This window comes from Mesorhizobium sp. M0587, assembly GCF_040320945.1.
In the GTDB taxonomy this organism is placed as follows: Bacteria; Pseudomonadota; Alphaproteobacteria; order Rhizobiales; family Rhizobiaceae; genus Mesorhizobium.
Map to the genome: position 1 here is coordinate 1 of NZ_JAMYQP010000064.1, position 20,776 is coordinate 20,776.

The 20,776-nt window shown below is 62.3% G+C and carries 17 protein-coding genes and 1 tRNA gene; 2 read left to right on the plus strand and 16 right to left on the minus strand.

Annotated elements, in window-relative coordinates:
* The 4 genes from NKI49_RS31575 to rpsL form a co-directional block, all read right to left on the minus strand.
* On the minus strand, positions 1-103 hold a 103-nt coding region (locus NKI49_RS31575), incomplete at its 3' end, for a GTP-binding protein (protein ID WP_245464554.1).
* Positions 104-167: 64 nt separating this feature from the next.
* Complete coding sequence (fusA, locus tag NKI49_RS31580; RefSeq protein ID WP_027027748.1) at positions 168-2,258, minus strand: elongation factor G; 2,091 nt, start codon at positions 2,256-2,258, stop codon at positions 168-170.
* Positions 2,259-2,288: 30 nt separating this feature from the next.
* Positions 2,289-2,759 (minus strand): 30S ribosomal protein S7, encoded by a 471-nt coding sequence (gene rpsG, locus NKI49_RS31585; protein WP_008875664.1) that lies wholly within the window; start codon positions 2,757-2,759, stop codon positions 2,289-2,291.
* A gap of 75 nt (positions 2,760-2,834) precedes the next feature.
* Positions 2,835-3,206 carry a 30S ribosomal protein S12 gene (rpsL, locus tag NKI49_RS31590; RefSeq protein WP_006333356.1) on the minus strand — a complete coding sequence of 124 codons (372 nt, stop codon included), beginning with the start codon at positions 3,204-3,206 and terminating at the stop codon, positions 2,835-2,837.
* 475 nt (positions 3,207-3,681) lie between these two features.
* On the opposite strand from rpsL, the gene NKI49_RS31595 reads away from it, so the two are divergent.
* Together NKI49_RS31595 and NKI49_RS31600 are read left to right on the plus strand one after the other, a co-directional pair.
* On the plus strand, positions 3,682-3,963 hold the full coding sequence (locus tag NKI49_RS31595; RefSeq protein ID WP_027027747.1) for a hypothetical protein: 282 nt from the start codon (positions 3,682-3,684) through the stop codon (positions 3,961-3,963).
* A 145-nt stretch (positions 3,964-4,108) separates the two neighbouring features.
* Entirely contained in the window at positions 4,109-5,035 is a 927-nt protein-coding gene (locus NKI49_RS31600) for a Gfo/Idh/MocA family protein (protein ID WP_352601821.1), read from the plus strand.
* A gap of 357 nt (positions 5,036-5,392) precedes the next feature.
* On the opposite strand, the gene rpoC is transcribed toward NKI49_RS31600, so the two are convergent.
* The 12 genes from rpoC to NKI49_RS31660 all read right to left on the minus strand — a co-directional run.
* On the minus strand, positions 5,393-9,589 hold the full coding sequence (gene rpoC / locus NKI49_RS31605) for a DNA-directed RNA polymerase subunit beta' (RefSeq protein ID WP_352601823.1): 4,197 nt from the start codon (positions 9,587-9,589) through the stop codon (positions 5,393-5,395).
* 129 nt (positions 9,590-9,718) lie between these two features.
* Positions 9,719-13,855, minus strand: coding sequence for a DNA-directed RNA polymerase subunit beta (gene rpoB, locus NKI49_RS31610; protein ID WP_352694303.1), 4,137 nt, complete (start codon positions 13,853-13,855; stop codon positions 9,719-9,721).
* Between the two features lie 252 nt (positions 13,856-14,107).
* Positions 14,108-14,485 (minus strand): 50S ribosomal protein L7/L12, encoded by a 378-nt coding sequence (gene rplL, locus NKI49_RS31615; RefSeq protein ID WP_023762907.1) that lies wholly within the window; start codon positions 14,483-14,485, stop codon positions 14,108-14,110.
* A gap of 54 nt (positions 14,486-14,539) precedes the next feature.
* Complete coding sequence (rplJ, locus tag NKI49_RS31620; protein ID WP_013531412.1) at positions 14,540-15,058, minus strand: 50S ribosomal protein L10; 519 nt, start codon at positions 15,056-15,058, stop codon at positions 14,540-14,542.
* A 395-nt stretch (positions 15,059-15,453) separates the two neighbouring features.
* Positions 15,454-16,152, minus strand: a complete 699-nt coding sequence (gene rplA / locus NKI49_RS31625) for a 50S ribosomal protein L1 (RefSeq protein WP_352601828.1) — start codon at positions 16,150-16,152, stop codon at positions 15,454-15,456.
* Positions 16,153-16,156: 4 nt separating this feature from the next.
* A complete protein-coding gene (rplK, locus tag NKI49_RS31630; protein ID WP_056590915.1) occupies positions 16,157-16,585 on the minus strand; it encodes a 50S ribosomal protein L11 in 429 nt (142 codons plus the stop codon).
* A gap of 175 nt (positions 16,586-16,760) precedes the next feature.
* Positions 16,761-17,288 (minus strand): transcription termination/antitermination protein NusG, encoded by a 528-nt coding sequence (gene nusG / locus NKI49_RS31635; RefSeq protein ID WP_027027737.1) that lies wholly within the window; start codon positions 17,286-17,288, stop codon positions 16,761-16,763.
* A gap of 27 nt (positions 17,289-17,315) precedes the next feature.
* Entirely contained in the window at positions 17,316-17,519 is a 204-nt protein-coding gene (secE, locus tag NKI49_RS31640; RefSeq protein ID WP_352602025.1) for a preprotein translocase subunit SecE, read from the minus strand.
* A 470-nt stretch (positions 17,520-17,989) separates the two neighbouring features.
* Positions 17,990-18,065 (minus strand) — tRNA-Trp (locus NKI49_RS31645).
* 200 nt (positions 18,066-18,265) lie between these two features.
* Complete coding sequence (locus NKI49_RS31650; RefSeq protein WP_352602027.1) at positions 18,266-18,748, minus strand: group II truncated hemoglobin; 483 nt, start codon at positions 18,746-18,748, stop codon at positions 18,266-18,268.
* Between the two features lie 92 nt (positions 18,749-18,840).
* Entirely contained in the window at positions 18,841-20,463 is a 1,623-nt protein-coding gene (locus NKI49_RS31655) for a COG3904 family protein (protein WP_502899515.1), read from the minus strand.
* A 203-nt stretch (positions 20,464-20,666) separates the two neighbouring features.
* Positions 20,667-20,776, minus strand: a 110-nt coding sequence (locus NKI49_RS31660; protein WP_502900317.1) for an EF-Tu C-terminal domain-related protein, incomplete at its 5' end; no start/stop codon positions are given.

Genomic DNA, 20,776 nt, shown 5'->3' on the forward strand with positions numbered 1-20,776 from the left:
ACTTCGTGATCGCCGCCGTCAGCGACGTCTTGCCATGGTCGACGTGACCAATCGTGCCGATGTTCACATGAGGCTTGGTGCGCTCGAATTTACCTTTTGCCATGTGATGTCTCCAATCCTGCTCGCCCGTACGGGCCTTGAATTAAGTTACCGCTGCAACCCGTTGGTTACGCGTATTTCTTCTGCACTTCCTGGGCGACCGCGGTCGGCACAGGCTCATAGTGATCGAACTGCATCGTGTAGGCCGCGCGGCCCTGGCTCATCGAGCGCAGGTTGTCGACGTACTTGAACATGTTGGCCAGCGGCACCATCGCGTTGATGACCACTGCCACGCCACGCGCTTCCTGGCCCTGGATCTGGCCGCGACGGCCGTTCAGATCGCCAATCACGCTGCCGACGTAATCTTCCGGCGTCACCACCTCGACCTTCATGATTGGCTCGAGCAGCTGCACGCCAAGCTTGGGCGCTGCTTCACGGAAGCAGGCGCGGCCGGCGATTTCGAAGGCGAGCACCGAGGAGTCGACGTCGTGGTAGGCGCCGTCGATGAGCGTCGCCTTGACGCCGATCATCGGGAAGCCCGCGAACGGACCCGACGTCATGACGCTGTTGATGCCCTTCTCGACGCCAGGGATGTATTCCTTCGGAACGGCGCCGCCGACGATCTTGGTCTCGAACTCGAATTCGCTGCTGTCCGGGTTCGGCTCGAAGACGATCTTGACGCGGGCGAACTGACCGGTACCGCCGGTCTGCTTCTTGTGGGTGTAATCCTGCTCGTGCCTGCGGGTGATCGTCTCGCGATAGGCCACCTGCGGCGCGCCGACATTGGCCTCGACCTTGAACTCGCGACGCATGCGGTCGACGATGATGTCGAGGTGAAGCTCGCCCATGCCGGAAATGATCGTCTGGCCGCTTTCCTCGTCGGTCTTGACGCGGAACGACGGATCCTCGGCGGCCAGGCGGTGAAGGGCGAGGCCCATCTTTTCCTGGTCGTTCTTGGTCTTCGGCTCGATCGCGATCTGGATGACCGGATCGGGGAATTCCATGCGCTCAAGGATGACCGGATGCAGCGGATCGCTCAGCGTGTCGCCGGTGGTCGTGTCCTTGAGGCCAGCCAGGGCAACGATGTCGCCGGCAAAAGCCTCCTCGACGTCGGCGCGCGAGTTGGCATGCATCTGAAGCATGCGGCCGATGCGCTCTTTCTTGCCCTTGACGGTATTGTCGACCGAGATGCCCTTGGTGAGCCTGCCCGAATAGATGCGGGCAAAGGTCAGCGAACCGACGAACGGGTCGTTCATGATCTTGAAGGCGAGCATCGACAGCGGCTCGTTATCGTCGGCGTGACGCTCGATCTCGGCGTCGGTCTTGGCATCGACGCCCTTGATGGCGGGAACATCGGCCGGCGACGGCAGATATTCGACGACGGCGTCGAGCAGCGGCTGCACGCCCTTGTTCTTGAAGGCCGAGCCACAGAACATCGGGTAGAACTTCACCGCGATGGTGCCCTTGCGGATCAGCGCGCGGATCTCGTCATTCGACGGCATCTTGCCTTCGAGGTAATTTTCGAGCGCCGTCTCGTCCATTTCGACGGCGGCTTCGATCATCTTCTCGCGGTATTCCTCGGCACGAGCCTTGAGGTCGTCCGGGATCTCGACGACGTCCCAGGCAGCGCCCAGCGTCTCGTCGCGCCAGACCAGCGCGTTCATCTCGACGAGATCGACAACGCCCTTGAACTCGGTCTCGGCGCCGATCGGAAGCTGCATGACGACGGCATGCGCGCCGAGGCGCGAACCGATCATCTCGACCGAGCGGTAGAAGTCAGCGCCGATCTTGTCCATCTTGTTGCAGAAAATCATGCGCGGCACGCGGTACTTGTCGGCCTGGCGCCAGACGGTTTCCGTCTGCGGCTCGACACCGGCGTTGGCGTCCAGCAGCGCGATGGCGCCGTCGAGGACGCGCAGCGAACGCTCGACTTCGATGGTGAAGTCGACGTGTCCGGGGGTGTCGATGATGTTGAAGCGGTGCATCTTGCCGTCACGAGCCTTCCAGAAGGTCGTGGTCGCGGCGGACGTGATGGTGATGCCGCGCTCCTGCTCCTGCTCCATCCAATCCATGGTGGCAGCGCCGTCGTGCACTTCGCCGATCTTGTGCGACTTGCCCGTGTAATAGAGGACGCGCTCGGTGGTCGTCGTCTTGCCGGCGTCAATATGCGCCATGATACCGAAATTGCGGTAGTCTTCGATTTTGTATTCGCGGGCCATCGTAGCTGCCTCTCAGTCTCGTTCGCGCTTTTACCAGCGGTAGTGCGCGAAGGCGCGGTTGGCTTCAGCCATCTTGTGGGTGTCTTCACGCTTCTTGACGGCCGTGCCGCGGTTGTTGGCCGCGTCCATCAGCTCGCCCGAAAGGCGGTCGACCATGGTCGTCTCGTTGCGGTTGCGGGCAGCCGCGATCAGCCAGCGGATGGCCAATGCCTGGCGGCGCTCTGGGCGCACGTCGACCGGAACTTGGTAGGTGGCACCACCGACGCGGCGCGAACGCACTTCCACATGCGGCGCGACATTGTCGAGCGCCTGATGGAAGACGGTGACCGGCTCCTGCTTGGTCTTCGACTGAACCTGGTCGAGAGCGCCGTAGACGATGGTCTCGGCAACCGACTTCTTGCCGTCATACATGACGGCGTTCATGAACTTGGTGACGATCAGATCGCCGAACTTCGGGTCCGGATTGATCTCACGCTTTTCTGCACTGTGACGACGGGACATTTTTTCTCTGCCTCAATTCTGCGTGGTGGCCTGGATCCCGGATACTTGTCCGGGATGACCTTCGCTACGCTTCGGTCACTTCGGACGCTTGGCGCCGTACTTCGAACGGCGCTGCTTGCGGTTCTTCACACCCTGCGTGTCGAGCACGCCACGGATGATGTGGTAACGGACGCCCGGAAGATCCTTGACGCGGCCGCCGCGGATCATGACCACGGAGTGTTCCTGAAGGTTGTGACCTTCGCCGGGGATGTAACCGATCACTTCAAAACCATTGGTCAGGCGGATCTTGGCCACCTTACGCAGCGCCGAGTTCGGCTTCTTCGGCGTCGTGGTGTAGACGCGCGTGCAGACGCCCCGCTTCTGCGGGTTCTGCTGCATGGCCGGGACCTTGTTGCGCTTCACCGGCGCAATGCGCGGCTTGCGGATCAGCTGGTTGACGGTAGGCATTAAACCCTCTTGTCTCTCAATTCCGTGTCTCGCCCGGTCAGGGCCGCTCAAAGCGTCATTTCCATACGCAAATTCGGGCCACAACCGCGCCTCGCGGTCTTGCCCGAACAAATCGCAGAGGAAGCGGAAGCCGCTTCATGCACGCCGGAAATGTCTTTTCGCTCGTAAAACGAACCCTGTTTGAAGCAAACTCCAAAGCGTGTCGCTTCGGACGGGAGAGCCTCACATCGGTTCTGACTGGCCGGCTTCTACTCGTAAGCCTGCGAACCGTCAACCCCGAAGCGGCAAATATTGCAATGAAGCCGGGGGTTGGCAGCCATGCGAAAACCGCATGTAATTTTCTTTCGCCATTTTGCAAGGGCGCGGCAGAAAGTGACCGGCTTTTGGCTGTCCCATGGCCCTGCTTCATGCGAAAAGGCCGCATGAGCAGACAAAGTGCCCTCGCCCGCATCCATTTTGCCAGGAGGAATCGGCCGTGAACGACAATGAAGAGCGCCCGGTCACCATCATCACCGGCCGGGTGTGGAAGCGGAAGGGCGGCAAAGTGGAAGGCGTCCACGTCATGCTGGTCGCCCCGGACGACGATTCGGCGGTGCGCCGGGCGCTCGAATCGCTTGCGGCGGAGGGTTACGCCGAAGCCGAACTCGACCAGATCGGCGACATGGACGGCGTGCCCGACGACGAGCCGCATCTTTCGGCCTATCAGGGCGCGCTCGAAGGCGAAGTCTCGATCGTCACCTTCGACGAGCCGATCTGAAAACCTGGAGCCGATTCGGTCTTTCGAACCGGCGAATCGAATCCTCACGGGTGCCTTGAAAGCCGGGACTGACCGTTCCGCTTCGGCTTGCCCGCGACAAGTGTTCTGATAGAACGCTCACCATCATTCAACAGACGGAGCGGCCGTGTCCCAGCCTATCAACATCGGTATCGTCGGCGTCGGCAAGATCGTCCGCGACCAGCACTTGCCAGCCCTGGCGAAAGACCAGGACTATCGCCTGATCGCCGCCGCCAGCCGGCATGGCAAGGTCGACGGCATTCCGAATTTTCCCACCATCGAATCCCTGCTCGATGCGGTGCCGGAGCTTGAGGCCGTATCGCTCTGCATGCCGCCGCAGTTCCGCTACGATGCAGCGCGGACAGCCCTGTTGGCGAAAAAGCATGTCTTCCTGGAAAAGCCGCCCGGCGCAACAGTCAGCGAGGTCGAGGACCTGAAGGCGATCGCCGTAAAAAACGGCGTCTCGCTGTTCGCCAGCTGGCATTCGCGCTATGCGCCAGCGGTCGAGGCCGCGCGCACGTTCCTCAGTTCTGCCAAGATCAAGTCCGCCGCCATCAACTGGAAAGAAGATGTGCGCCGCTGGCATCCGAACCAGGAATGGATCTGGGCTCCCGGCGGTTTTGGCGTCTTCGATCCAGGCATCAACGCGCTGTCGATCGCGACGCACATCCTGCCGGCGATGTTCATCACCTCGGCCGAGCTCGATTTTCCCGAGAACCGCGCCGCCCCGGTCGCGGCCCATGTCACCTTGCGTACCTCGAACGGATTGCCGGTGACGATGGAACTCGACTGGCTGCAGACCGGTCCGCAAAGCTGGGACATTCTCGCCGACACCGACAAGGGCGCGATGGTGCTGTCCGGTGGTGGCTCGAAGCTCGCCATCGACGGCCGCGTCGTTCATGACGAGCCGGAAGCGGAATACCCGATGCTCTACATGCGTTTTGCCGAGATCGTGCGCGCCGGCGCCTCCGACGTCGATCTGGCGCCCCTCCAACATGTCGCCGACGCCTTCATGCTCGGCAAGCGCAATGTGGTGGAGGCGTTTTTCGACTGAAGTGACAGAGGCCGGGGGCGACCATCGCTGCGGGTTCTCGGATCACCTGCAAGCGCCCGCGCTGCCCCTCATCGCCCTGCCGGCACCTTCTCCCCGTATAGTGACGGGGAGAAGGGGCTGGCCGCGAACTCGGCGCCTTTTCTGCACCGCTGGCGATTTGGCGAAATCATCCGCGAAAGTGTCCTTCTCCCCGTCGCTATACGGGGAGAAGATGCCGGCAGGCAGATGAGGGGCGGCGCAAACCATCAAACAAAAGAGCCGCCGGGTTGCCCCGACGGCCCTGTTGCCTGAGATTCCTAGAGCGGTTCACGGGTGAACCGCTCTATTTTTTGTTTTGTTGCCCTGGGGCCGCCGCGCTTACTGCGCGGCGGTTGTCATATCGGCCAGCATCGGCTCGGCGACTTCCACACCGGAGGCCTTGCGGCGCTCGTCGATGATCAGTTCGTCGCGCGAGGTGGCGATGCGGCGGATCTGGCTCATCGTGCCGCCGGTACCGGCCGGGATGAGCCGGCCGACGATGACGTTTTCCTTCAAGCCCTGCAGCATGTCGGTCTTGCCGGCAACAGCCGCTTCCGTCAGCACCCTGGTCGTCTCCTGGAAGGAGGCGGCCGAGATGAAGGAAGGCGTCTGCAGCGATGCCTTGGTAATGCCCAAGAGCACCGGCTGGCCTTCGGCCGGCTTCTTGCCGTCCTCGATCAGGCGCTCGTTGACCTCTTCCAGTTCGATCACGTCGACGTGGTCGCCCGGGATGTAGGTCGAATCGCCCTGCGTGGTGATCTCGACCTTCTGCAGCATCTGGCGAACGATCACCTCGATGTGCTTGTCGTTGATCGACACGCCCTGCAGGCGATAGACCTCCTGGATTTCGTTGACGAGGTAGGAAGCAAGTGCCTCCACGCCCTTGATCGCCAGGATGTCGTGCGGCGCCGGATTGCCGTCGAGGATGTAGTCGCCCTTCTCGATGACGTCGCCGTCCTGGAGATGGAACGGCTTGCCCTTCGGGATCAGGTATTCGACCGGCTCAAGCGTCGAGTCATGCGGCTCGATGATGATGCGGCGCTTGTTCTTGTAGTCGCGGCCGAAGCGGATCGTGCCATCGATCTCGGCGATGATGGCGTGATCCTTCGGACGACGTGCCTCGAACAGTTCGGCAACACGCGGCAGACCGCCGGTGATGTCCTTGGTCTTGGCGCTTTCCATCGGGATACGCGCCAGCACGTCGCCGGGGCGAACCTGAGCACCCGGCTCGACCGAGAGAATGGCCTCGACCGAGAGCAGGAAGCGAGCGTCGCCGCCCTTCGACAGCTTGCCGACCTTGCCCTTGGCGTCCTGGATGGCAATGGCCGGCTTGAGGTCGTTTCCGCGTGGCGTCGAGCGCCAGTCGATGACCTCACGCTTGGTGATGCCGGTCGACTCGTCGGCGGTTTCCTGAACGGAAATGCCGTCGACCAGATCCTCATACGACACCCTGCCCTCGATTTCGGTGAGGATCGGGCGGGTGTAGGGATCCCACTCGGCGATACGCTGGCCGCGCTTCACCTTGTCGCCATCGTCCACGAAAATACGCGAACCATAGGTGAGACGGTGCGTGGCGCGCTCCTTGCCGGCCTCGTCGAGGATCAGCACCGCCATGTTGCGGCCCATGACCATCTGCTGGCCGTCCGAGTTGCGCACCACGTTGCGGTTGCGGATCTCGACCTTGCCCTCATAGGAGGCTTCAAGGAACGAGCTGTCCACCACTTGCGCGGTACCGCCCATGTGGAAGGTACGCATGGTGAGCTGGGTGCCCGGCTCGCCGATCGACTGCGCCGCGATGACGCCGACGGCTTCGCCCTGGTTGACCGGGGTGCCGCGGGCCAGATCGCGTCCGTAGCAGACCGCGCAGACGCCGACCCTGACTTCGCAGGTCAGCGCCGAGCGGATGCGAACCGACTGGACGCCGGCCTTTTCGATCTTTTCGACGTCGCGCTCGTCCATCAGCGTTCCGGCCTTGACCAGAACCTCGCCCGACACCGGATGGGTGATGTCGTCGAGCGACGTACGACCCAGCACGCGCTGGCCGACGGAAGCGACGACCTGGCCGGCATCGACGATCGGCTGCATGGTGAGGCCCTTGTCGGTGCCGCAATCCACGGAGTTGACGATGCAGTCCTGCGCCACGTCGACCAGACGACGGGTGAGGTAACCCGAGTTCGCCGTCTTCAAGGCGGTGTCGGCCAGACCCTTGCGGGCGCCGTGGGTCGAGTTGAAGTACTCGAGCACGGTCAGGCCTTCCTTGAAGTTCGAGATGATCGGCGTCTCGATGATTTCACCCGACGGCTTGGCCATCAGGCCGCGCATGCCGGCGAGCTGGCGCATCTGGGTGGGCGAACCACGCGCACCCGAATGCGACATCATGTAGATCGAGTTCATCGGCTTCTGACGGCCATTGTCCTCGAACTCGACCGCCTTGATACGGGCCATCATCTCGTCGGCGACCTTTTCCGAGCACTTGGCCCAGGCGTCGACGACCTTGTTGTACTTCTCGCCCTGGGTGATCAGACCGTCATTGTACTGCTGCTCGTATTCCTTGGCCAAAGCCTCGGTTTCCGACACCAGCTTGATCTTGCTGTCCGGGATCAGCATGTCGTCCTTGCCGAACGAAATACCGGCACGGCAGGCATGAGCAAAGCCAAGCGCCATGATGCGATCGCAGAAAATGACCGTCTCCTTCTGACCGCAATGGCGGTAGACGGTGTCGATCATCTTGGAGATGTTCTTCTTGGTCATCTCCTGGTTGGCGGTCTCATAAGGCACGTTGACGTTCTTCGGCAGAAGCTCGCCGATGATCATGCGGCCAGGAGTGGTGTCATGGATCTTCGACACCACCTTGCCTTCGGCGTCGACCGTGCGGAAGCGGCCCTTGATCTTGGAGTGCAGCGTCACCGCCTTGGTCTCGAGCGCATGCTGGAGTTCGCCCATGTCGGCAAACACCATGCCTTCGCCCGGCTCGTTCTGGTTGACGATCGAGAGATAATAGAGACCCAGAACCATGTCCTGCGAAGGCACGATGATCGGCGCGCCAGAGGCCGGGTGCAGGATGTTGTTGGTCGACATCATCAGCACGCGGGCTTCGAGCTGCGCTTCCAGCGACAGCGGCACGTGGACCGCCATCTGGTCACCGTCGAAGTCGGCGTTGAAGGCCGTGCAGACCAGCGGATGCAGCTGGATCGCCTTGCCTTCGATGAGGATCGGCTCGAACGCCTGGATGCCGAGGCGGTGCAGCGTCGGCGCGCGGTTCAGGAGCACCGGATGCTCGCGGATGACCTCGTCGAGGATATCCCAGACTTCCGGACGCTCCTTCTCGACAAGCTTCTTCGCCTGCTTGACGGTCGAGGAATAACCCTTGGCGTCGAGACGGGCGTAGATGAAGGGCTTGAACAGTTCGAGCGCCATCTTCTTGGGCAAGCCGCACTGATGCAGCTTGAGCTCGGGACCGGTGACGATGACCGAGCGGCCGGAATAGTCGACGCGCTTGCCGAGCAGGTTCTGGCGGAACCGGCCCTGCTTGCCCTTGAGCATGTCGGACAGCGACTTCAGCGGACGCTTGTTGGCGCCGGTGATGACACGGCCGCGACGGCCGTTGTCGAACAGCGCGTCGACGGCTTCCTGCAGCATGCGCTTTTCATTGCGCACGATGATGCCGGGGGCGCGCAGCTCGATCAGCCGCTTGAGACGGTTGTTGCGGTTGATGACGCGGCGATAGAGGTCGTTCAGATCCGACGTGGCGAAACGGCCGCCGTCCAGCGGGACCAGCGGGCGCAGGTCCGGCGGGATCACCGGGACCACCTTCATTATCATCCATTCCGGACGATTGCCGGACTCCATGAAGTTCTCGACCACCTTGAGCCGCTTCAGATACTTCTTCTGCTTCAGCTCGGACGTGGTCGAAGCCAGTTCCGAACGCAGGTCGCCGGCGATCTTTTCCAGATCCATGCCGGCCAGAAGGTCATGAATGGCCTCGGCGCCGATCATGGCGGTGAAGCTGTCCTCGCCATATTCGTCGACGGCGATCATGTACTCTTCCTCGCTGAGCAGCTGGTGCTCCTTCAGCGCGGTGAGGCCAGGCTCGGTAACGATGTAGTTCTCGAAGTAGAGGACGCGCTCGATGTCCTTCAGGGTCATGTCGAGCAGCGTGCCGATGCGCGAGGGCAGCGACTTCAGGAACCAGATATGGGCGACGGGTGCAGCGAGCTCGATATGGCCCATGCGCTCGCGGCGAACGCGCGACAGCGTGACCTCGACGCCGCACTTTTCGCAGATGACGCCCTTATACTTCATGCGCTTGTACTTGCCGCACAGGCATTCGTAGTCCTTGATCGGGCCAAAAATGCGCGCGCAGAACAGACCGTCACGCTCCGGCTTGAAGGTGCGGTAGTTGATGGTCTCCGGCTTCTTGATCTCGCCGAAGGACCAGGACAGAATCTTCTCAGGGCTGGCGAGCGATATCCGGATGGAATCGAACACCTGCGCAGGCGCCTGGGGATTGAAGAGATTCATGACCTCTTGGTTCATGCCGTTCTCCTTTCGGGGTCCTCGAAAACCCCTTGCATCTAGTCGCGGGCCAAACGCCCGCCGTCTTTGTCGGCCACTGGCCGTCGAATTCGATCGGGGCCCCGCAGCTGCGGGGGGCGCACCATTGCCTTACTCGGCCGCGTCGGGCAGCCGGATCGGGTTGTCGTCGAGCTTGGTGTTCTCAAGCTCGACATTGAGGCCGAGAGACCGCATTTCCTTGACGAGAACGTTGAAGCTCTCCGGAATGCCGGCCTCGAAGGTGTCGTCGCCACGGACGATCGCCTCGTAGACCTTGGTGCGGCCCGCGACGTCGTCCGACTTCACCGTCAGCATTTCCTGCAGCGTGTAGGCGGCGCCGTAGGCTTCCAGCGCCCAGACCTCCATCTCGCCGAAGCGCTGGCCACCGAACTGCGCCTTGCCGCCCAGCGGCTGCTGGGTGACGAGCGAGTACGGACCGATCGAACGCGCGTGGATCTTGTCATCCACGAGATGGTGAAGCTTGAGCATGTAGATATAGCCCATCGTCACCTTGCGATCGAACGGCTCGCCCGTGCGTCCGTCATAGAGCTGCGACTGACCGCTTGTGTGCAGGCCCGCCTGCTCCAGCATGATGTTGATGTCAGCCTCGTGAGCGCCGTCGAACACCGGGGTCGCGATCGAGACGCCGCGGCGCATCTGCTCGCTGAGGCGAACGATGCTCTCGTCGTCATACTCGCGGACCGGCTCGTTGCGGTCGTTGGCAGGCATGAAGCTTTCCAACGTCTTGCGCAACGGCTTGATGTCGCCGGCTGCCTTGTAGGTGTCGATCAGCTCGCCGATCTTCCTGCCCATGCCCGCGCAAGCCCAGCCCAGATGCGTTTCCAGGATCTGGCCGACATTCATGCGGCTCGGCACACCCAGCGGGTTGAGCACGATATCGGCATGCGTGCCGTCCTCGAGGAAAGGCATGTCCTCGACCGGAACGATCCGCGACACGACACCCTTGTTGCCGTGACGGCCGGCCATCTTGTCGCCGGGCTGCATCTTACGCTTCACGGCCACGAAGACCTTGACCATCTTCATGACGCCCGGAGGCATCTCGTCGCCGCGCTGCACCTTCTCGACCTTGTCCATGAAACGCTGTTCGAGCGCCTTCTTGGAGTCGTCGTACTGGCCACGCAGGGCTTCCAGTTCGCTCTGGAGTTTTTCGTTCTCCACGGCGAACTGCCACCACTGCGAACGCGGATACTCGTCGAGCGTGTCCTTCGACAGCGTCGAGCCCTTCTTGAAGCCCTTCGGTCCGGCGATCGCTTCCTTGCCGACGAGCACGTCGGAAAGGCGCGCGTAGACGTTGCGATCCAGGATCGCCTGCTCGTCGTCGCGGTCCTTGGCGAGGCGTTCGATCTCCTCGCGCTCGATCGCCATGGCGCGCTCGTCCTTCTCCACACCGTGGCGATTGAACACGCGCACCTCGACGACCGTGCCGAAGGTGCCCGGAGGCATGCGCATCGAGGTGTCGCGCACGTCCGAAGCCTTTTCGCCGAAGATGGCGCGCAGAAGCTTTTCTTCCGGCGTCATCGGGCTTTCGCCCTTCGGGGTGATCTTGCCGACCAGGATGTCGCCCGGCTGAACTTCGGCACCGATATAGACGATGCCGGCTTCGTCGAGGTTCTTCAGCGCTTCTTCCGAGACGTTCGGAATGTCGCGCGTGATTTCCTCCGGACCGAGCTTGGTATCGCGCGCCATGACCTCGAACTCCTCGATGTGGATCGAGGTGAAGACGTCGTCGGCGACGATGCGCTCGGACAAGAGGATCGAGTCCTCGTAGTTGTAGCCGTTCCACGGCATGAACGCGACCAGCACGTTACGGCCGAGCGCCAGATCGCCGAGCTCCGTCGACGGACCGTCGGCAATGATGTCGCCCTTGTTGACCAGGTCGCCCATACGCACCAGCGGACGCTGGTTGATGCAGGTGTTCTGGTTCGAACGCTGGAACTTCATCAGCCGGTAGATGTCGACGCCGGACTTGCCCGGATCGAGATCCTCGGTGGCGCGGATAACGATACGCGTCGCGTCCACCTGGTCGACGATGCCGCCGCGGCGGGCGCCGATGGCGGCGCCCGAGTCACGAGCGACGATCGGCTCCATGCCGGTGCCGACGAACGGCGCCTCGGCGCGCACCAGCGGCACGGCCTGGCGCTGCATGTTCGAGCCCATCAGCGCGCGGTTGGCGTCGTCGTTCTCGAGGAAGGGGATCAGGGCCGCGGCCACCGACACCATCTGCTTGGGCGAAACGTCCATCAGGTCGACGTTTTCGCGCGGCGCCATCATCACTTCGCCGGCACTGCGGCAAATGACGAACTCGTCGACGAAACCGCCATTCTTGTCGAGCTCGGCGTTGGCCTGCGCGACATGGTGCTTGGCTTCTTCCATCGCCGAGAGATAGACGACGTCATTGGTCAGCTTGCCGTCGACGATCTTGCGGTACGGGCTCTCGATGAAGCCGTACTTATTGACGCGCGCGAAGGTCGCCAGCGAGTTGATCAGGCCGATATTCGGGCCTTCCGGCGTCTCGATCGGGCAGATGCGGCCGTAATGCGTCGGGTGCACGTCGCGCACCTCGAAGCCGGCGCGCTCGCGGGTCAGACCGCCCGGTCCAAGCGCCGACAGGCGGCGCTTGTGGGTGATCTCCGACAGCGGGTTGGTCTGATCCATGAACTGCGACAGCTGCGAGGAACCGAAGAACTCGCGCACGGCCGCGGCCGCCGGCTTGGCGTTGATCAGGTCCTGCGGCATGACAGTGTCGATCTCGATCGAGGACATACGCTCCTTGATCGCGCGCTCCATGCGCAGCAGGCCGACGCGGTACTGGTTTTCCATCAGCTCGCCGACAGAACGCACGCGGCGGTTGCCGAGATTGTCGATGTCGTCGATCTCGCCCTTGCCGTCGCGCAGTTCGACCAGCGTCTTGACCACGGCCAGGATGTCGTCCTTGCGCAGCACACGCACGGTATCTTCGGCCTTGAGCTCCAGGCGCATGTTCATCTTGACGCGGCCGACGGCCGACAGATCGTAGCGCTCGCTGTCGAAGAACAGCGAGTTGAACATGGCTTCGGCGGTCTCGAGCGTCGGCGGCTCGCCGGGGCGCATGACACGGTAGATGTCGAACAGCGCGTCCTGGCGGCTCTCGTTCTTGTCGACGTTGAGCGTGTTGCGGATGTAGGCGCCGACATTGACGTGGTCGATGTCGAGAACCTTGATCTCGTTTTCGCCGGTGCCAAGCAGCACCTTCAGCGTCTTCTCGTCGATCTCGTCGCCGGCTTCGAGGAAGATCTCGCCGGTGGCGTAATTGACGATGTCCTCGGCGAGGTAGTTGCCGAGCAGATCCTCGTCGGTCGCCTTGATCGCCTTGAGACCCTTCTCGCCGAGCTGACGTGCCTGGCGGGCGGTGATCTTCTTGCCCGCCTCGACGACGATCTCGCCGGTGTCGGCATCGACCAGGTCGCCGACTGCCTTGAGGCCGCGGAAACGATCGACGTTGAAGGGAATGCGCCAGTGGTCGCCGGCGCGCTTGTAGATGATCTTGTTGTAGAAGGTCGACAGGATCTCTTCGCCGTCCATGCCGAGCGCCATCAAGAGCGACGTCACCGGAATCTTGCGGCGACGGTCGATGCGGGCGTGCACAACGTCCTTGGAATCGAACTCGATGTCGAGCCAGGAGCCGCGATAGGGAATGACGCGCGCGGCAAACAGAAGCTTGCCCGACGAGTGCGATTTACCCTTGTCGTGGTCGAAGAAGACGCCTGGCGAACGGTGCATCTGCGAGACGATGACGCGCTCGGTGCCGTTGACGATGAAGGTGCCGTTCAAGGTCATGAGCGGCATGTCGCCCATGTAGACGTCCTGCTCCTTGATGTCCTTGATCGACTTGGCGCCGGTGTCCTCGTCGATATCGAACACGATGAGGCGCAGCGTCACCTTCAGCGGCGCGGCATAGGTCAGGTCGCGCTGACGGCATTCGTCAACGTCGAATTTCGGTCCTTCGAACTCGTACTTCACGAACTCCAGCATCGAGGAGCCGGAAAAGTCGGAGATCGGGAAGACCGACTTGAAAACAGCCTGCAGTCCCTCGTCCGGACGCCCGCCCTTGGGCTCGTCCACCATCAGGAACTGGTCATAGGACGCCTTCTGAACCTCGATGAGGTTCGGCATCTCCGCAACTTCCGGGATCTTTCCGAAGAACTTGCGTACGCGTCTGCGGCCATTGAAAGTCTGGGTCTGGGCCATCGTCGCTCCTTAGCTCTAAACTCGGGGCCGAGCCTCGCCGTGGCTCGCCTTGCATTCCGAGCCGCCTTGGCGGCGGCTCTTTGTCTGTTCTCCGGCAGCCGCTCGGCGGCCGGCTAAAACGGGAGAAAACCCGTTTCCTGAAGGCCGTTTCGCGGCCCTCAGGAAAGAGGTTCTCGTAGATCTCGCGTTACGCTTCCTCCCTTCCTGGCGAAGGGAGTGGCGGACGGCGCGAGGCCGCCCGCCGCTTTACGCTTACTTCAGGTCGACCTTGGCGCCGGCTGCTTCCAGCTGGGCCTTGAACTTGTCGGCGTCGGCCTTGGAAACGCCTTCCTTGACCGGCTTCGGAGCCGCTTCGACCAGGTCCTTGGCTTCCTTGAGGCCAAGACCGGTGATGGCGCGGACTTCCTTGATGACATTGATCTTCTGAGCGCCGGCTTCGGTGAGGACGACGTCGAATTCCGTCTTTTCCTCAACCGGAGCAGCGGCAGCGGCACCGCCGCCAGCAGCGGCAACCGCCACCGGAGCAGCGGCGGAAACGCCCCACTTTTCTTCCAGAAGCTTCGACAGCTCGGCCGCCTCGAGGACGGTCAGCTTCGAAAGGTCGTCTACGATCTTTGCGAGATCAGCCATTGTTGTATTCCTTCATAAGGTTCGAACGTGTGTTTGTGATAGCGAGGAACGGCCTCATGCCGCCTCGTCCTTCCGGGCGTAAGCGCCGATGACGCGCGCGACCGAGGCCGCTGGCGCATTGACGATTTGGGCGATCCGGGTTGCCGGCGTGGCGATCATGCCAACCAGCCTGGCGCGCAGCTCATCGAGCGACGGAAGTGTGGCGAGTGCCTTCACACCGTCGGCATTGAGCGAGGTGGTGCCCATTGCGCCGCCGAGAATGACGAGCTTGTCATTTCCCTTGGCGAAATCGGACGCGACCTTCGGCGCCGCAATCGGATCCTCCGAATAAGCGATCAGCGTCTGTCCCTTGAACAGTTCGATGATCGATGCGGAGTCCGTGCCCTGAAGAGCGATTTTGGCGAGACGGTTCTTCGCGACTTTAACGGTGCCACCGGCGGCGCGCATTTTCGACCGTAGGTCGTTCATTTGCGCGACGGTGATACCGGCATAGTGGGCCACGACCACTGAACCTGCGTTCGAGAACGCACCGTTCAGGCCCGTGACGAGTTCGCGTTTTTCCGCTCTGTCCACTGCCTATCTCCAGTTGACCCCAATCCTGCTAACGGGAACATTCCCATTCACGAGGACAGGCGTCGGGTTGCCTTTTGTCGGCCGGGCCATCCAGTAACGGATCTCCCGAACGACGCTCGAGGATCCTGCCCCCTTTCGCCACATCCACGGCCAAGCCGACGATGCGCAGACAAAAGGCAAACACGGTTCGAACCTTTCATTGGAGCTTGTCGCTCCGTTGTCCGGTCTTCACCCGTCTCATGCAGGCCCACATGAATTAAGGCTTTTGGGCCGCCTGCAATCTCGGACAGGATGTCCGGAAACCTTCCGGTTTCCGGTACCGGGCCCGGGATAAATCCGGAGCCCGGAATTCAGTCACGGATCAGCTTTTCAGCGGCCGATCCAAATGGTCTTAATCAGGACGCGGCGAGCGTCGAGACGTCGAGCTTGAGGCCCGGGCCCATCGTCGAGGTGACCGACACCTTCTTGACGTAGTTGCCCTTGGCGCCAGCCGGCTTTGCCTTGTTCACCGCGTCGGTGAAGGCACGGATGTTCTCTTCCAGCGCCTTGAGCTCGAACGAGACCTTGCCGACGCCGGCATGAACGATGCCGGCCTTCTCGACGCGGAACTCGACCGCGCCGCCCTTGGATGCCTTGACGGCGGCGGCGACGTCTGTGGTGACGGTGCCGACCTTCGGGTTCGGCATCATGCCGCGCGGGCCGAGCACCTTGCCGAGACGGCCGACCAGCGGCATCATGTCCGGCGTGGCGATGCAGCGATCGAAATCGATCGTGCCCTTCTGGACGATGTCGACCAGGTCCTCGGCACCGACGATGTCGGCACCCGCGGCCTTGGCCTCTTCGGCCTTGTCGCCACGGGCGAACACGGCAACGCGAACCGAGCGGCCGGTGCCGTTCGGCAGGTTGACCACGCCGCGGACCATCTGGTCGGCATGGCGCGGGTCGACGCCGAGGTTCATGGCGACTTCGATGGTCTCGTCGAACTTAACCGAGGAACGGTCCTTGAGCAGCTTCAGCGCATCACCCAGGGCATAAGCCTTGTTGGGATCGATGCCTTCGCGGGTCTTCGATACACGCTTTGCAATCTTCGCCATGATCTTAGCCCACCACTTCCAGACCCATCGAGCGGGCGGAGCCCTCGACCATGCGCATGGCCGCTTCGACGTCGTTCGCGTTCAGATCCTTCATCTTTGCGGTTGCGATCTCGCGGACCTTTTCACGCGAAACCGTACCGGCCTTGACCTTGCCCGGCTCCTTGGAACCAGATGTCAGGTTCGCCGCCTTCTTCAGGAAATAGCTCACCGGCGCCGTCTTCATGACGAAGGTGAAGGACTTGTCCTGGTAGTAGGTGATGACGACCGGAACCGGCGATCCCTTTTCCATCTCCTGGGTCTGCGCGTTGAACGCCTTGCAGAACTCCATGATGTTGATGCCACGCTGACCAAGCGCCGGGCCGATCGGGGGAGACGGCGTAGCCGATCCCGCTTTCACCTGGAGCTTGAGCTGGCCTGCAATTTTCTTAGCCATCTCTTTTCCTGCCTTAGTCTATGCCGGCCCCACTATTGGGGAAACACCGGCGGTTGCAGTCTGGTGGTGCGGTTCTTGCGGCCGGCTTAAGCCGCCTTCGCCTCCCACCGTCCTTCAGGCCGCGCGCTTCCGCGCCGCCTCCCCTGATCGCCGGACCGGCGCCAGGGATTTCGGATCAGCCCTTTTCGACCTGTCCGAATTCCAGATCGACAGGCACCGCGCGCCCGAAGATCGAAACTTCCACCTTGAGCCGCGCCCGCTCCTCGTCCACTTCCTGGACGAAACCGTTGAAGGACGCGAACGGGCCATCCGACACGCGGATCGCCTCGCCGATTTCGAACGTGACCGAAGGCTTCGGCCGCTCGACGCCTTCCTGCACCTGGTTCAGGATGCGCTGCGCCTCGACTTCGGTGATCGGCACCGGCTTGGAGTCACCGAGAAAGCCGGTCACCTTCGGCGTGTTCTTCACCAGCGAGAACACGGCGTCGGTCAGGTTGGCCTTCAGGAGCACATAGCCCGGGAAGAATTTGCGCTCGGCATCGACCTTGCGGCCGCGACGAACCTCGACGACCTTTTCGGTCGGCACCACGATCTGCTCGATATCGGCGGACAGGCCCTTTTGCTTGGCCTTGTTCTCGATGTCCTCGGCGACCTTCTTTTCGAAGTTCGAATAAGCGTGGACAATGTACCAGCGCGCAGTCATTTCACGACTTCTCCGTAATCGCCGGACTTAACGTCCAATGCCCAGAATCTGCTCTACCGCGATGCCCATGAGCTGATCGGCGGTGAAGAAAAAGATCATCGCAATCACGGCAAAGGCCAGAACCATCACCGTCGAGATCACGGTCTCGCGTCGCGACGGCCAAGTCACCTTGGCTGTCTCCGCGCGAACCTGCTGGAGAAAGACGAAAGGATTTGTGGTTTTCGAAGCCATATGCCGCCTGTATTCGAGACCCGTTGGCCGGGCCTCCTGGATGATCCCGCTGACCGGGACGTGCCGCCTGAGCCAAAATCGCGCCGAATCAGCGCAACCATTTCGCCCATGCAAATCAGACGCGTAAAGCCGGCTTCCCAGCTCCACGCGTCGCGTGTCTGTTCCGTCTACATAAAACCGATTCTTGATCCACGCAAGTGGCAAGTGTCCGCTTTATGACCAAACGCCGCCTCGGAACCATCCAGTCGTTCCGTCCCGGCTATGAGGCCCTTATGCCCCAATCAGGCTAATATGGCAAGCCGGTCGCCGATTTTCAAAGGCACTCCGCAAAAATACCGTCCCTGGTGGCCATTTAGGGAAATGGCGAAGTTTTTGTTTTGAGGTGCCAATTCGAGAAACGGCGGAATTTTGCTGGAGGTGCCATTTCGAGAAATGGCGGAATTTTTGTCATGAGGTGCCATTTCGAGAAATGGCACGGGCAGCAGGGCTCGAACCTACGACCTGCGGTTTTGGAGACCGCCGCTCTACCAACTGAGCTATGCCCGTATCCCTGCGCATTTCGGCGCAGCAGGCGCTTCCTAAAAGCTTCCGCGCACTCTGTAAAGAGCGGTTTGCATGCGAACGTGCCTTAAGTCTCGGCTCCTGCAACACGACCTGTCCGAGGCCGGGTCCTTCCTACTCGCGCCGGCACACGATCTTGACTATCTTCCCGGCATCAGCCCGACGCTTCCCGTGGCAACTGGAAGCTACTTGGCGTCCGGCGGCTCGTATGGCCCGCCAGGCACGCCCCAGCCCCAGGCCGGCATCGGTTCGGTCTCGGGATCGCAGGTTTCACCGAGATTGGAATTCATCTTGGCCAGCCGCGATCCCCATTCGATGTAGCCCATGAAGGCCGAGCGGAACTCCGGATCGTCGGGCAGGCCGACCGCGTCGGCGGCATCGGCCAGGAGGTTTATCCAGCGGCGGCGCTGCTCCTCGGTCAGATGCCTGCCCAGATGATGCATGACCATCTCGCGGTGGCCGCCGAATTGCTGGCTGTAGGTTTTCGGTCCGCCGAACACCTCGCCGATGAACGCCGCGACGTGGGCGGGATGGTCCGGCGACATGGTCTTGAACACCGGCCCGACGATCGGGTCCCGCGCAACCTTGTCGTAGAAGGTCTGCGTCAGCCGGTTCAGGGCCTCGCCGCCGCCGGCCCAGTCATAGAGTGTCGGTACGTCCTTGCGCATCGGCATTCACCTGTCCTCGATGCCGCGGACGGTAGCGGAAAGACCCGGTCCGGCTCAAGCTGCCCCTTTGGCCAGCCCAGCCGGCGGATGCGCTACAGTTTCGCTGGCGTGTCCGCCTCGGCGTTTGTCGACGGCATGATCCTGCAATTGTCAGGCCTCGGCGGCGATCTGCATATGGTGGCGCCCGTCAGTTCGTCAGCGGACTGGCGTCCGGTCGCCAGCCCGAATTTCAGCGCCGTGTCCTGATCGAGCTGCCGTTGGATCGAGGAACGCTGCATCGCCGCGATCAGGCCTGGCCCGATCGCCATTTCCTCGAGATACGCCTTGACCTCATCCTGCGGTTCAAGGGCACCGACGCTGAGATGCACGGCCGGCCCGATGAGGCGCCTGACGCCACCGGCGACCATCATCGCGCATGCCGAAGCGCATTGGCCCTGCGTATCGTTGGTCAGCCCGACATGGACGCCGTCCTTGGCCGGGCAATCGGCCGAGGGAGCGCAGTCGACGAAATCCGTGTGGGCGACGGCCACATCGAGCTTGCGGTCACGGATCAGCCTGCCGGCGGCAACAGCGGCCTGGATGTCGCCTTCTTGCGAGCTGATCACGATCGGCAGCCGCCGCCCGACCGTGGCATCGAGCAGCTGGCGCAGCGTCTCCGGCGTCCGCGTGGTGATCGCGCCCTCCGCCGAGATCCATTCCGGGCAGTCGGGATTGCAGAGCGGGTTGCTGCCGCGGACAAGGACGAAGCGCATGTCCGCCTCCTTAGGAGGCATGCTCTCAACCGGCTGAGGCAGGACCGGCCTGGCATCGGCAATCGGGATATCGGCCGTCTTCGCGATCTTGCTTGCCGGTATTGCCCGGCAGTTCGCCGGCACCGGATCCAGCCCGCAGATGGTCCGTTCGGTCATCAGATCGACGGTGTCCAGGCTGGTGACGAGCTTCAGCCGCAGCATCGCATCGAGAGCGATCTGCTGGATATCGCTGGCCTGGGTCTGCTTCATCGTACCAAGCACACCCTGATCGATGCCCATTTCCTTCAGATAGGCGGCAAGCTGCTTCTCGGTCGCCTTGCTCATTTCGTAGGTCTTGTAGCTGCCGGCATTCTTCCGGCTGATGACCTTGGTACTGATGATCTTCTTCTTGCCGTTCACGACCCGGTAGGTGGTCCGGTAGACCAGCTTCATCCGCTGAAAAGTGGTCGTGATCTGGTGGACGCCGAGATAGGCGAAATCCCCGACCACGCGGCGCACGCCCCCCGAAAACATCAGCGGACAGGCCGAATTGCACATGGCGCCGCTGTCATAGGCCATGCCGAAATAGCCGGTGGGCTTGCCGTCCTTGTCCTTGCAATTCTTCATGTCCGGCTCGCAGCCGGTGAAGACCGTCATGCCGACGGCGGTGTCGAGCTTGTTCTTGCGGATCAGGCGGCCAAGCGCCAGCGCCGCATCGACATTGCCGCCGGGGGAATTGACGACGACCGGCAGCTGCCGGCCTCCGAGCGCCCTGAGCGTTCGCTTGAGCAGCGACGGCGTACCCGCCGAGATGGTGCCTTCGGCCGAGATCCATTCCGGACAATTGGGCTCGCAGCCCGGCGCGCTGCTGCGCACGACGACGAACCGCATCGGCGGGATGTCCGGCGGCTCTTCCTCGGCTTGGGCGACAAAAGCGACCAGCCCGATGGCCATCGACAGCGCGAGACGGACCAGTGCCCGCAAGCACCGTGCATTCACGTCCAAACCGCGCCCCGGAACCACTCTGGCAAGCTCCCTCGGTGCAACCCATACTAATTGCGGCGATGGCGCTTGCAACAGCTTTGACGTGGCGGCTGACGGCACCCGTCCCGTGGCTGGGACCGACACGAAAAAGGGCGGCCCGAAGACCGCCCTTTCCGTCGAATTCCGGCGGATGCCGGCCTCGATTATTCCTTGATGGTGACGACGATGCCGGCACCGACGGTGCGGCCGCCTTCACGGATGGCGAAGCGCAGCTTCTCTTCCATGGCGATCGGCACGATCAGCTCGACATCGA

Excerpts from the sequence above, each read along its gene's own strand:
- fusA (WP_027027748.1), bottom strand. The coding sequence starts at position 2,258 with ATGGCCCGCGAATACAAAATCGAAGACTACCGCAATTTCGGTATCATG.
- rpsG (WP_008875664.1), bottom strand. The coding sequence starts at position 2,759 with ATGTCCCGTCGTCACAGTGCAGAAAAGCGTGAGATCAATCCGGACCCG.
- rpsL (WP_006333356.1), bottom strand. The coding sequence starts at position 3,206 with ATGCCTACCGTCAACCAGCTGATCCGCAAGCCGCGCATTGCGCCGGTG.
- rpoC (WP_352601823.1), bottom strand. The coding sequence starts at position 9,589 with ATGAACCAAGAGGTCATGAATCTCTTCAATCCCCAGGCGCCTGCGCAG.
- rpoB (WP_352694303.1), bottom strand. The coding sequence starts at position 13,855 with ATGGCCCAGACCCAGACTTTCAATGGCCGCAGACGCGTACGCAAGTTC.
- rplL (WP_023762907.1), bottom strand. The coding sequence starts at position 14,485 with ATGGCTGATCTCGCAAAGATCGTAGACGACCTTTCGAAGCTGACCGTC.
- rplA (WP_352601828.1), bottom strand. The coding sequence starts at position 16,152 with ATGGCGAAGATTGCAAAGCGTGTATCGAAGACCCGCGAAGGCATCGAT.
- rplK (WP_056590915.1), bottom strand. The coding sequence starts at position 16,585 with ATGGCTAAGAAAATTGCAGGCCAGCTCAAGCTCCAGGTGAAAGCGGGA.
- nusG (WP_027027737.1), bottom strand. The coding sequence starts at position 17,288 with ATGACTGCGCGCTGGTACATTGTCCACGCTTATTCGAACTTCGAAAAG.
- secE (WP_352602025.1), bottom strand. The coding sequence starts at position 17,519 with ATGGCTTCGAAAACCACAAATCCTTTCGTCTTTCTCCAGCAGGTTCGC.
- NKI49_RS31650 (WP_352602027.1), bottom strand. The coding sequence starts at position 18,748 with ATGCGCAAGGACGTACCGACACTCTATGACTGGGCCGGCGGCGGCGAG.